11 protein-coding genes and 1 pseudogene are annotated in these 12,408 nt (G+C 48.2%); 6 read left to right on the top strand and 6 right to left on the bottom strand.

Annotated features, from left to right (window positions below; translation table 11 throughout):
* Nucleotides 1-121: 121 nt before the first annotated feature.
* Nucleotides 122-1,330 (top strand): MFS transporter, encoded by a 1,209-nt coding sequence (locus tag IEW26_RS15240; RefSeq protein WP_145402909.1) that lies wholly within the window; start codon nt 122-124, stop codon nt 1,328-1,330.
* Nucleotides 1,331-1,480: 150 nt separating this feature from the next.
* Here IEW26_RS15240 and IEW26_RS15235 read toward each other — a convergent pair.
* Nucleotides 1,481-2,685 (bottom strand): annotated as a pseudogene (locus tag IEW26_RS15235) (cytochrome P450).
* A 416-nt stretch (nt 2,686-3,101) separates the two neighbouring features.
* Between IEW26_RS15235 and IEW26_RS15230 the strand changes: the two are divergent.
* Nucleotides 3,102-4,313, top strand: a complete 1,212-nt coding sequence (locus tag IEW26_RS15230; RefSeq protein WP_145402911.1) for an asparaginase — start codon at nt 3,102-3,104, stop codon at nt 4,311-4,313.
* Between the two features lie 187 nt (nt 4,314-4,500).
* Here IEW26_RS15230 and IEW26_RS15225 read toward each other — a convergent pair whose 3' ends face one another.
* Nucleotides 4,501-5,133: an O-methyltransferase gene (locus IEW26_RS15225; protein ID WP_188593298.1), complete on the bottom strand. Its 633-nt coding sequence runs from the start codon at nt 5,131-5,133 to the stop codon at nt 4,501-4,503.
* Between the two features lie 290 nt (nt 5,134-5,423).
* Between IEW26_RS15225 and IEW26_RS15220 the strand changes: the two genes are divergently transcribed.
* The 4 genes from IEW26_RS15220 (at nt 5,424) to IEW26_RS15205 (ending at nt 10,120) form a co-directional block, all read left to right on the top strand.
* A complete protein-coding gene (locus IEW26_RS15220; protein ID WP_188593297.1) occupies nt 5,424-6,575 on the top strand; it encodes a THUMP domain-containing class I SAM-dependent RNA methyltransferase in 1,152 nt (383 codons plus the stop codon).
* 252 nt (nt 6,576-6,827) lie between these two features.
* Entirely contained in the window at nt 6,828-8,849 is a 2,022-nt protein-coding gene (locus tag IEW26_RS15215) for an LTA synthase family protein (RefSeq protein WP_188593020.1), read from the top strand.
* Nucleotides 8,850-8,877: 28 nt separating this feature from the next.
* A complete protein-coding gene (locus IEW26_RS15210; RefSeq protein WP_188593019.1) occupies nt 8,878-9,309 on the top strand; it encodes a cytidine deaminase in 432 nt (143 codons plus the stop codon).
* Nucleotides 9,310-9,388: 79 nt separating this feature from the next.
* Nucleotides 9,389-10,120 carry a DsbA family oxidoreductase gene (locus IEW26_RS15205; protein WP_188593018.1) on the top strand — a complete coding sequence of 244 codons (732 nt, stop codon included), beginning with the start codon at nt 9,389-9,391 and terminating at the stop codon, nt 10,118-10,120.
* Nucleotides 10,121-10,339: 219 nt separating this feature from the next.
* On the opposite strand, the gene IEW26_RS15200 is transcribed toward IEW26_RS15205, so the two are convergent.
* From IEW26_RS15200 to IEW26_RS15185, 4 genes are all read right to left on the bottom strand, one after another.
* A complete protein-coding gene (locus IEW26_RS15200; RefSeq protein ID WP_145402915.1) occupies nt 10,340-11,170 on the bottom strand; it encodes an aldo/keto reductase in 831 nt (276 codons plus the stop codon).
* Nucleotides 11,171-11,301: 131 nt separating this feature from the next.
* Nucleotides 11,302-11,583: a hypothetical protein gene (locus tag IEW26_RS15195; protein WP_111272767.1), complete on the bottom strand. Its 282-nt coding sequence runs from the start codon at nt 11,581-11,583 to the stop codon at nt 11,302-11,304.
* An 82-nt stretch (nt 11,584-11,665) separates the two neighbouring features.
* On the bottom strand, nt 11,666-11,887 hold the full coding sequence (locus tag IEW26_RS15190; RefSeq protein WP_110893509.1) for a YuzB family protein: 222 nt from the start codon (nt 11,885-11,887) through the stop codon (nt 11,666-11,668).
* 21 nt (nt 11,888-11,908) lie between these two features.
* A complete protein-coding gene (locus tag IEW26_RS15185) occupies nt 11,909-12,211 on the bottom strand; it encodes a heme biosynthesis protein HemY (RefSeq protein ID WP_090920458.1) in 303 nt (100 codons plus the stop codon).
* Between the last annotated feature and the right edge of the window lie 197 nt (nt 12,212-12,408).

Raw genomic sequence — 12,408 nt, 5'->3', positions numbered from 1 at the left:
TAATAAAAGAATGGCTTTTTTGAGAGTTACAGAAAACACTTGCAAAAATCCTCGTATCAAGTGTTTTGAAAAAATCTTTGCAGCGAGAGTTGCAGAAAATTTGAAAGGAAGTGAAAGCACATTGAAAACATGGAAAGTCAACCTCATTGTGCTTTGGTTCGGACAGTTTCTGGTTAATGCAGGCATGACCATGATTACACCGTTTCTTTCGCTATTTCTCGCCAGAGATCTAGGCGTCGTAGGAGAGCATGAAATTGGCATCTGGGCCGGATTTATATTTGCAGCCAATTTCCTTACCTCTTTTATATTTCAACCTCTCTGGGGCAAGCTGTCTGATAAATACGGACGCAAAATTATGCTGCTTCGTTCCGGATTCGGCATGGCCATCGTTATTGCACTAATGGGCTTTGTGCAGAATCCGTGGCAGCTCCTCCTGTTGCGGCTGCTGAACGGCACCATCTCCGGTTTCAATCCGGCAGCGGTAGCTCTGATCTCGGGTACAACGCCGAAAGATCGCATGGGCTTCGCCATGGGCATCAGTCAGTCCGGGCAGGTGGCAGGCACCATTCTGGGACCTCTGATTGGCGGACTGCTGGCGGATGCAGTCGGATTTCGTCCTATTTTTTATATTACAGGTGGACTTATCTTCACGGCTTCCTTGCTGGCCATGTTCCTGGTGCGGGAGAAATTCGACCGTCAAAAAGCAGCAAAGCTCCCGGATCAATCCGTTTTATCCGGTCTGAAGGAGCTTAGCAAATCACCCCAGCTGCCAGCACTGTTCGCTGTAACGTTCCTGCTGCAGTTTGCAATGATCAGTCCGATGTCACTATTGCCTTTATATGTGCAAAAACTGCACGGGACCGCAGTAGACGTAGCCTTCTGGGCCGGAATGGTTGGTGCAGTCACAGGGTTGTCCAATATGGCAATGTCGCCTGTACTCGGAAAGCTGAGTGACCGAATAGGCCCTCATAAGGTGCTTACCTTCTCCTTGATCGGTACCGGCCTTATGCTGATCCCGCAGGCTTTTGTTCAAACCGTGTGGCAGCTCATTCTGGTGCGTTTCGTCATGGGTGTATTTATGGGCGGCTTGCTTCCAAGTGTAAACGCGTTGATTCGGGGATATACACCTGACAGCATGATCAGCCGGGCATTCAGCTTTAATACCAGTACTCTGGCGCTTGGCAACATGCTGGGAGCTATCATCGGCGGATTTCTGGCCGGGTTTATCGGCATTGAGGGACTGTTTATCGTTTCCGGGTCACTGCTGCTGCTTAATATGGTTTGGGTCCGGCTCAAGCTGTACAAAAGACCTGTGCGCGTTGAACCGTGAAGATAACAGGGGTTAGGCTGAAATAGGTCGAAACGCTGACATCACTCACCTTCAGGGATAACATACGGTTATAACATGAACAAAAAGCCGCTTCAGCCCTGTAGGGTCTGAGAGCGGCTTTCTTTCTGTAAGCAGAGCTGATACTCGGCGCTAATCTGCTTGTCGTTCGTTGAATTGAATGGGGTATTCCTTCACACCAAAGACAAAGGCACTCTGGATCGGTTCCAGCTCCGCTTCAGGAGCCAGCTTTATGTGCTCCATACGTTGAAGAAGCGTGTGCAATACAACTCTCGCCTCCAAGCGAGCCAGAGGTGCACCAAGGCAGAAGTGAATGCCAAACCCGAATCCCATATGCCTGTTCGGCTTCCGATCCGATATGAATTCATCTGCACGTTCAAACTGAGCATGGTCCCTATTGGCAGCCCCCACCCAGGAAATCACCTGATCTCCCGCCTGAATGGTTTGTCCGCTTAATTCCACTGTTTCTCTTGCTACACGCCCTATCGCTACAATGGCGGATAATACCGCAACGTTTCTTCCACAGCACTCGCCACAAGATCCGGATGCTCACGTAACTCGTTCTGCAATTCAGGTTGTTCAGAGAGGATACGCACCGCGTTGGCAATCAGATTGGTTGTGGTTTCATTCCCTGCGACCAGCAGGAGAATACAGAAATTAACAACCTCCTCCACCGTCAGCTTCTGCCCTTCAATCTCTGCAGCAAGCAGCAAGGAGACGAGGTCATCCTTCGGTTCTAAACGGCGCTGTTCTAAAATTTCAGTGAAATAGATATATAACTCCTGGATATTCTGCTGCTTCTCTTGGGCCAGCTCCTGAAAGGCCTCTTCACTGTCATCGCGCGCACCCTTCACGAGTACATCGGACCAAAGCTTGAATTCCCGGCGATCCGAAGCCGGAACACCGATCAGTTCAGCAATAACAATGACGGGCAGCGGCGCTGCCAGGTCATCAATCAGATTCATTTTCTCACCCGAAAGATGCGGGGCCAGCAACTCATCCGTAATCTCCTGAATTCGCGGCGCCAGCGCTTCAATGGCCTTGGGCGTAAACGCCTGATTAACCAGATCACGAAGCTGCTTGTGCTTGGGCGGGTCTGTGGTCAGCAAACTGGAACCCGCACGGTTACGTTCGGAAGAAAACAGCTTTGGATTTTTCAGTACATAATGCACATCTTCATAACGAAACACATCCCAGCATTCTCGATGCTCATCATAACGGACTGGAGTGTTCTCACGAAGCTCTGCATACACCTGGAAGGGGGATAACTGCCGCTCCTTGCTGTGCAATTCCCGAATCGGGATATAGTTGGCATATTTTCGGGGCGCTTGTTTCATCGTGTTTCCTCCAATCAATATTATATATTTATTTACATATATGCTCTATACCATTATATACACAACTGGATTCTAATTCCAGTAAAGTGGCGTAAATAAGCCTCCTGGCCCACCTTCTGCTCCAAACTACCCTCATACTGTTACAATACGACAAATGTCATATTTAATTACATATAAAATTCAAATTCTAGTGTTTTTGAAGCTTATACTCTTTTGAAAAAGATTTACACAAAATTAAAACCATCCGTTTTCCTTTAAAAATAACATATATACTCCTTAAATCTTTGAATGTAATCGTTATCTCTATTAAATTTTAAAGTTGTCATATTACTTAACATAAACTATGATCATCTCAATCTATTTACATAAAAAAAGAGAATACCTCACACACATTTCACTTGAAGGAGCGTGTCAGCATGAAAAAATCATCTTACCTTCGTCCTTGGGCCGTTTGGAGCACCGCCGCACTAACAGCCCTCACCCTGTCCCTCTCCCCTGTAGGAACGCATGCCGCCCAGGCTGCTACCGTAGAAGTGAAGGGCACGACAGGCGCTGTTCAGCCTGTATCAACTACACCGGCAAGAAACACAACCATCCCGGCTGTGCCGGAATCCTCCAAGCAGTCTTCTCTCCCTAATGTGCTTGTTATCGGTACAGGTGGTACGATTGCAGGGCAATCCGAAGACGCCACCAGCTTCCAAAATTACAAGGCAGGCACACTGCTCATTGCGGACATGGTCAAAGATTTGCCGGACAAGCAAAAAATCGCTGACGTCAGCACGTTGCAATTCGGCAACTCCGGTTCAGGCTCCTACTCGATGGCCGACCTCTACGACTTGTCTCAAACAGTAGATAAGGCACTGTCCCAATATGACAGCGTTGTTGTAACGACAGGTACAGATACGATGGAGGAGATTGCCTACTTCCTGGATATGACGGTTCAAAGTGACAAGCCTGTTGTCATTACAGGCTCCATGCGCCCATGGACGGTTATCGGCTCGGATGCCCAAGCCAACCTGTACAATGCCATCAAACTTGCAGGCAGCGGCCGGACCACATCCTTTGGCACCGTGCTGATGCTCAATGATACGATTCAGCTTGCGCGCGGCGTAACCAAGACAAATGACTACCGCACAGATACCTTTGAAACACCAATGCTAGGCGCTGTCGGTTACATTGATGAAGAAAACATTCGAATCTATCGCGCTCCTGCACGTGCCATGAAACCGGAGGGCACAGCGAAGCCTGTATTCGATCTTAGCAAAATTAACAAAGCTGATCTTGCCAAGGTGGAGATTGCAATCTCTTATCAGGAAGCAGGCGGGGGAGCCATTGAAGGCTTTGTCAATAGCGGAGCGAAGGGCATTGTTACCTCCGGCACAGGCGCAGGCGGCATCTCCAGAGCCATGGGACAAGCCCGGACCAAAGCGATTGAAGAAGGGGTTATTTTCGTAACGACAACCCGGACAGGCTCAGGCAGCGTCTATGGCGGCGGTAAAGGCATCATTGCCGGGGATAACCTCAGCCCTCAGCAAGCACGCATCCTGTTGATGCTCGGACTCTCCTTCAGTGATGATTTTGATACGATTAAAAAATGGTTTGAGACCTACGGCACACCACAGGTGTAAGCCAGCTAAACCATCGTTAGGAATACGCAAAAAAGCCGAGACAGATATTCATCCCGTCTCGGCTTTTTGTTTTTTTGCTTTTTTTTACTTTTTACGCATGTTACCTGGTCACGTTCCCTATTGGGGTGAGACAGCTTTTATCCTGCACACTCAACCTTTATTGAACCTTTAACTAAGTTCAATCGTTCTACTTCACCCAAGCGAGTGCCAAGCCATCATAGTCAGGCAGCATAGTCGTGATAAGACGTGAATCACTCGCCATCTGCTCGTTGAATCGGCGAACAGCAAGCACGGCCGGACCCTGCTTGTCCGGGTTGAGCGTGCGACCACGCAGGAAGCAGTTGTCCCCTACAATGACTGCACCTGGACGTGCAAGCCGAATCGCGTAATCCAGATACACCGGATAATTTTCTTTATCTGCATCAATAAAGAAGAAATCGAAGGTGCGTCCCTCCTGTGCCAATTGCTCCAGACTGTCTGCTGCAGGCCCGATCCGGTACTCCACCTTGTCACCGAAGCCTCCCTCCTCCAGATGTCCGTGAGCCATCGCTGCGTACTCTTCTTTCAGTTCGAGAGAGGTCAGGGTTCCTCCATCACTTAATCCGCGAGCCAGGCAGATGCCGCTGTACCCGCCCAGCACACCAATTTCGAGCACGGCTTCAGCCTTCGAGGTTTTGGCCAGGAAGGTTAACAGACGACCGTAAGCCGCCGCAACGGAAACCTCCGGCATGCCATTCGCCCGAATGGCTTCTTTTACTTTTAATAAAAGCTCATCCTCTTGAAATAATTGATTTACATATTCGTCAGGGGTCAGATTCACCACGAAGTTCCTCCTTGGATACTTGGACAGCTTTCCATATCAATACGCCGGTACTGTTGTTTATATAAATACCTTGGTACTGCTTTTCATATGGTTGCCAATGTTTTATAATGTATGTTTGTTATCCAACACAGAATAATGAACACTGCATCACCTGCATTGAAATGGATGCGGCACAGACCGCATTACTCATTGTAAGTTTTTTCACGGAAAGCGGCAAGGCCGCACCGTTACTATATCGCTGCCAGAGGGTAAGCCCGCTGCGGCGCGAAATGGAGTTGAATAATTACATGGCTCGATTGCAATTGATTGCAACCTCTGCGATGGGACTTGAGGCCGTTGTTGCCCGAGAATTGAAGCAGCTGGGGTATGACGATGTCAAGGTTGATAACGGCCGGGTATTTTTCACAGGGGACTACATTGATATTTGCCGCTGTAACCTGTGGCTGAGAAGCTCGGACCGCGTATTAGTCAATATGGGTGAATTCCCTGCAACCACCTTCGATGAATTGTTTGAGGGTACCAAAGCACTGCCTTGGGAAGAATGGATTCCCGCGAACGGTGAATTCCCGGTGGAAGGACGCTCACAGAAGTCCCAGCTGAGCAGTGTACCTGCATCTCAAGGTATCGTCAAAAAAGCGATTGTCGAGAAGCTCAAGCTGACACATCACACGGAATGGTTTCCTGAAAATGGTGCACGTTATGTCGTCGAGGTCATTCTGCTGAATGATCGCGCGCTCATCACGCTGGACACGACAGGGCCGGGACTTCACAAACGCGGATACCGCAAACTCGTTACAGAAGCTCCGCTGAAAGAAACGCTCGCAGCAGCATTAATTCAGCTCAGCCGCTGGAATGTGTCCCGCCCGTTCTACGATCCATGCTGCGGTTCAGGTACTATGTTGATTGAAGCAGCTATGATTGGGTGGAACATCGCACCAGGTCTTCGCCGCACCTTCAATTCGGAGAACTGGGACATCATTCCTGCGGAGCTGTGGGAACAAGCACGGGAAGAAGCATTTGATGCCGTTCGTGACGACGTTCCACTTCAGATCGCTGGCAGTGACATTGATCCTGAAGCTATTGAGATTGCGCAGGCCGCAATCAAAAGTGCAGGCTTTGCCAAAGATATTGAAGTCAGCGTACTGCCTGCACACCGGGCCAGACCTCAGGGAGAGTATGGCGTTATTATTACCAACCCGCCTTATGGCGAACGTTTGAGTGAAGAAAAGGAAGTACAGAAGCTGCTCCGTTCCCTCGGACGTACTTATCTGGAAATGCCGACATGGTCATTTTTTGCAATCACTTCCACCAAAGCATTTGAAGAATACTTCGGACACAAAGCGGACAAGCGCCGCAAGCTGTTTAACGGACGGATCGAAACCCAATATTATCAATACCTGGGTCCATTGCCTCCGCGCAACAAAACAACCCAAGCCTAGAACAAACTATATGTCGAAACGCTCAGGCCTTTGTCGGCCCGGGCGTTTTTTGCTTTGTTCGTGAAAAGGCGGCGGTTATGACAAGCCTAGTTGAAATGCCAGGCGGTCACGCTATAATATATGAAGTCCTGTTTTACACTGCGTTAACAAAACAAGCGAGCAAGTTTTCCTTTTTCTTTTTTCATTTTCACCCGGCATCATCCTATCAACTTACTCAATCCACTTATCCTATCTACTCAAGGGGGAAATAACATGGTTGTTACTCGGCCGATGCGCAGCTCCGGAACGCGCGGGCTTCTGCGTCATCCATTGACGTTATATGTCATCTTCACCATACTCATTCTGCTTAAACTGATGCTGCTGCATCATAATCTGCACGCCTACAACATTACGATGGGGCTGCTTGATAAAGTCATTGCGATCGGATCCATTCTGCTCCTGTCATTCTGGGTCTGGTGGCTGCCGCGTAGAGGCATGATTGCAGCCCTTGCTATCCTTCACCTGCTTCTCACCGCTCTAATCTATGCCGATATGGTCTATTATCGCTACTTTCAGGATTTCCTTACTGTCCCGGTGTTGTTACAGGCACGGCAGGTGGACTCCCTTGGCGATAGTATCGCAACATTGATCTATGCGCGTGATGTTTGGTTTTTTGCCGACCTTCTGCTCGTTATTCCATTTGCAGTCATCATGCTGTTCAGCAAACGCGGTCGTTCCAGTCAAAACTCAGGAATGTACACGAGCAGCTATAACGGAGGATATAGAGACAACTCTTCTGCAACATATGCATCCTCTGCTTCTCGCAAGAAACGTCTTCACCGCCGCCTGCTCGCAGGCAGCATAACACTTGTATTGGGACTGAGCCTTGGCGCAGGACCCATCTATTACTCCGGGAAAACCTGGGCCAAAGGCCTGTTTGATAACCAATGGTGGAATGTATCCATGTACAATGTAACCGGACTGCTCGCATTTCATGGCTATGATATATATTCTTATGTCAAGAACAATCTCGGTTCCGGCTCTGAGGCTGATCCAGCCGATGTCGAACAGGTGCAGGCTTTTTTTGCAGATCGACAGAAGTCAAATGAATCACAGCACAGTCAGGCCTTGTTTGGAAAATATAAAGAAAGCAATGTCATTATTGTGCAGGGCGAAGCCTTTATGAATTTCATGATCGGCCAAAGCATTGGCGGTCAGGAGATTACCCCGCATTTTAATGAATTGATGAAAGAAAGCCAATATTACAGTCACTTCTATCATCAGACCGGACAGGGCAGAACATCGGATGCTGACTTTGGTGCCAACATCTCGCTGTATCCTCTTTCGGCGGGATCTGCGTTTGTCCGTTATGCGGATCATACGTATGACTCGCTACCTTCTATTTTGAAGGATCAGGGGTACAGCACTAACGCATTTCACGCCTATGAGAGCAGCTTCTGGAACCGATATACAATGTATCAGAATATGAAGTACGACAAGTTTTACAGTAAAAATGATTTTGTTGAAGACGACCCGCTTGGCTGGTCTTTATCGGATGTATCCTTTTTTCGTCAATCCGTAGAGAAAATGAGCAGCGAGGTCCAGGAGCCCTTTTACTCGTTCCTCATCACGCTAAGCAGTCATCATCCTTACTCTCTTCCCAAGGATAAACAGCAGCTTGATGTGGGTGAATTCCAAGGTACCATGTTTGGGAATTATCTGCAGTCCGTTCATTACGTAGATGCGGCGCTCGGCGGTATGGTAGAGGACTTGAAGAATCGCGGATTATGGGAGAAAACCATCTTCATGTTCTACGGTGACCACGACAACTCCATCAATGACAAGCCTTTATACGAAAAATTTTTCGGACGCCAGCTGAATGATCTGGATATGGCCCAGATTATGAATGAAGTGCCTCTGCTGGTTCATTTACCGGACGGAGCGGAAGCAGGCACGTTCGAACAGCCCGCCGGACAGCTGGATATTACACCGTCAGTGCTGCATTTGCTTGGAATATCAGATGAATCCTATTACCATATGGGGAACAACATATACGATGGCTCGGAACGCATGGTCGTTCTGCGTAACGGCTCGTTCACGGATGGCAAGGTATTCTACATTCCCTCAGATGATTACATCTACACAAGCGGGACCTGTTATGATCTGTCTACACACGAAGCTACGGATATCAATGCCTGCAAAGCCGGTTTTGATCAAGCCACGAAACGTCTGCATGTTTCCGACACCCTGATTACCTATGACCTGATTCGACAGTTCCGCGAGGAAAGCCATTAATACGCACCAAAAAGGAGAATATCACTACATGACATCCAATATCCAATCACATGAAATAGAACAGAAACTGTTTGATGCCGCCGCCGAATTTGTTCAGCAGCGCTATCCCCAGGGATGGGGCGGAGCGGGTGCTGTATACACGGATGCCGGTTCATTGCTGATCAGCGTGGCACCGGAAGTCATTAATGATGCTGTACATCTATGTATGGAAACCGGAGCATACCTGGAGGCTCACAAATTAAATGAGCGTGTTACTCACTCCCTCTGCATTGCACGTGATGATGAACACTCCGCATTCAAGGTACTAACACCTTGCGGTATCTGTCAGGAGCGCCTCTTTTTCTGGGGTGAGGAAGTAAAAGCAGCCGTATACGATCCCGCCGGACAGCTTATTTTCAAAACACTAAATGAACTCCAGCCTGATCATTGGTCCAAGGCTTATCGCAATAAACACGATTAACTTGCGAAATGTTGAAAGCCGCTTTATAATTGTAACTATAATTGTTTCATTTTCGAACATAATGGAGGTTATAAATATAATGAATATTGAAGTATGGTCCGATTTTATGTGCCCTTTCTGTTATATTGGCAAACGCCGTCTGGAAAATGTGCTGCAGCAATTCCCTCACCGGGATAAAGTGAAGCTGCAGTTCAAAAGCTTTGAGCTTGATCCCAACGCGGAAGTGAACAGCGGCAAAACGAACACAGAGTACCTTTCCTCCAAGTACAACATCAGCGAGGAGCAGGCTCGGGGAATGAACGCACAGATGAATGCCAACGCCCGCACTGCTGGTCTTGAATACAACATTGATGCCATGATCCCTACGAACTCCTTTGCGGCTCACCGCTTGACTCATTGGGCGGACACGCAGGGCAAAGCACTTGAACTGAGTGAACGCTTGTTCCAGGCCATATTTATTGAAGGAAAACACGCAGGTGACCATGAGGTATTAGCTGATCTGGCTCAGGAGGTGGGACTGGATCGGGATGCCGCAGCTGCCGTCTTGTCCAGTGACGAGTTCACTGAAAACGTTCGTGCTGATCAAGCAGAAGGTGCACAGCTCGGGATTCAGGGTGTCCCGTTTTTCGTACTGGATCGCAAATTTGCCGTTTCCGGCGCACAGCCTGATGAAGTGTTCCTGAATGCGCTGCAGAAAGCATGGGATGAGCACTCCCCATTCACGATCGTTGAATCTGCAGATACCACAGCAGATGGCGGTGTATGCACAGACGAGGGCTGTGAAATCCCGCCAAACAAACCGTCTAACTAACAAAAAAAGCAGCAGGTCCGGGAAACAAACCCTAGAGCCTGCTGCTTTTTTTTGTTACCGCCCCTGACCTGTCGAAGTTTAATCTTTACGGGCCTCTCCGATGAAGCGTTGCTGCGGAGGGAACGAAATCGATTCTGTAGAAGCAGAGCGATCGAAAGAACGATTCGTGCCCGGAACCTCCACCAATGTCCATCCATATTGGATAATTAACTTCGCTCCTTAATCCCAAAATAACTGATCCGGGTGTGGTCCTGTACGCTTGTCTGCATCCAGCGCATCAATCTGTCTCAGCTCATCCGGCGTCAGCTCAAAATCAAAAATATCTGCATTCTCCCGTATCCGTTCAGGCGTTACCGATTTGGGAATGGTCACAATCTGATTCTGAATGTCCCAGCGCAAAATGATTTGAGCTGGTGTTTTGCCATACTTCTGGGCCAGACCCTTGAGTGTCGAATCCTGATTCAGCTTGCCTTTCATAATCGGGCTCCAGGCCTCCAGCTGAATCCCCTGTTCTCCGCAGAAATCCTGTAATTCCTGCTGAATCAGACCCGGATGCAATTCCACCTGATTCACTGCAGGCACCGTACCGCCCTCATCTATCAGATCGCGCAGATGGTGCACCTGAAAATTACTTACACCAATAGCACGCACACTTCCTTCACTATATAAACGTTCAAATGCTCTCCACGTCTCCTTGTACTGATCCCGCCCAGGCCAGTGAATCAGATACAAATCAATGACATTCAGGCCAAGCGCCTTCTGGCTGGCTTCAAAAGCTCGAAGCGTAGAATCGAAGCCCTGGTCATCATTCCATAGCTTTGTTGTTACAAAGAGCTCGTTACGGGCAACGCCACTGCTGGCAATAGCTTGTCCCACTTCCTCCTCATTCCCATAGACCGACGCAGTATCAATACTCCGATAGCCAACCTCCAACGCAGTTTCTACCGCCTGCTGAACTTCCTTGCCCTTTGCCTTATAGGTCCCGATTCCAAGCCATGGCATCGTCACTCCGTTGTTCAGAATTGTACAATCCGTAATATGTTTTGTCATCCTGTACCTCCCGTATTGATTTTTGCCTGCTCTCTGCTCTATTAACCTTCTGACAAAATTTTAAGCGTGTGTCCCCAATAAAATAAAACCTGCAGGCCAATAGCCTGCAGGTTCCTTGTAACAGAAACAGTTTATTTTTTCCCTTGCCCGTGCTGATTCTGGATAGAATTCAATCTCTTCTTCTCCTCAATGAACATTTCCTGTGCCAACTCAAAACCCTGCCCTCCCAGAGAGAGCTCTGCCTGACGCATCGCCTGCTCGGTATGCGCGAGGCGCTGCTCCGCCTGTACAATGGTCTGCAGTGTCGGATGTGACATGGCCTGAGAAACCGCATAGTGAAGCTTGTTCACCGCATTTTGCGCCTGAGATACGGTCGTACCCGCCTGCAAACTGGAATCATAACGCTTTGGCATGAGTTATTCCTCCTCGGAATCATTGTTCCTGTTACCCCATTAGCATGGGTAGTACATGCCAGCCATATTCCTTATTTAGAACTTACTTCACAAATTTAGCGACCTTCGCCAGTACCTCTTCTTCCGAAGGAGCACTGATGTAGCGGCCATTAATGAATACAAAGGCACGCTTCGCACACGGACCGCAATAAGATTTACAACCGATCTTGATCTCTGTGCCTGGCGCCATTTTCTCCAGCTTGGGCACGATCGACTTCAATCGAATATGATTACATTTTTCGCATACGCGGATATCGTTAGCCATGATTTCCCCTTCTTTGCTCCCTTAGTGGTCGCCGTGGTTACCTTTGGATGGATTTGTGATCACAAACCCTTCCTGAGGCAAGTAGAGGTAATCAATTTTGACGCCATCCAGCATAGGCTGACCATTTTCCAAAATAACGTCAATGCCTTTATCTGTAGATACCACGGTATCGTTATCTCCAGGCGTATCCAGATCAAGTCCGTAGTGTGCGTGATCTCCGTGTGCATGTGTAATTACAACACGCAATAATTTACCTTCGTTCTCCGGCTTGTCCAGTTCGAGCTTCAACACTTTCGCTGCGTTACGAGTAATTTTGCAGTTCATTCGATTCATCTCCTATATTGTCATTGCTGGTTTCAACAATTTCAGCATTCATTTAGACTCCAGCATCTATTGTAAAGAAAGTTGCAGCTAATCGCAATAACATTGATGTGAATAGCTGTGAATAAACTACAGAATTCCATTCATTATAAAAAACAAACAACGAACACCGTTCACGGCGTCCGTTGCTGTCCGAGGCA

The organism is Paenibacillus silvae (genome assembly GCF_014639235.1).
Classification (GTDB): Bacteria; Bacillota; Bacilli; order Paenibacillales; family Paenibacillaceae; genus Paenibacillus; species Paenibacillus silvae.
This window is presented reverse-complemented; position numbering and strand designations above follow the sequence as displayed.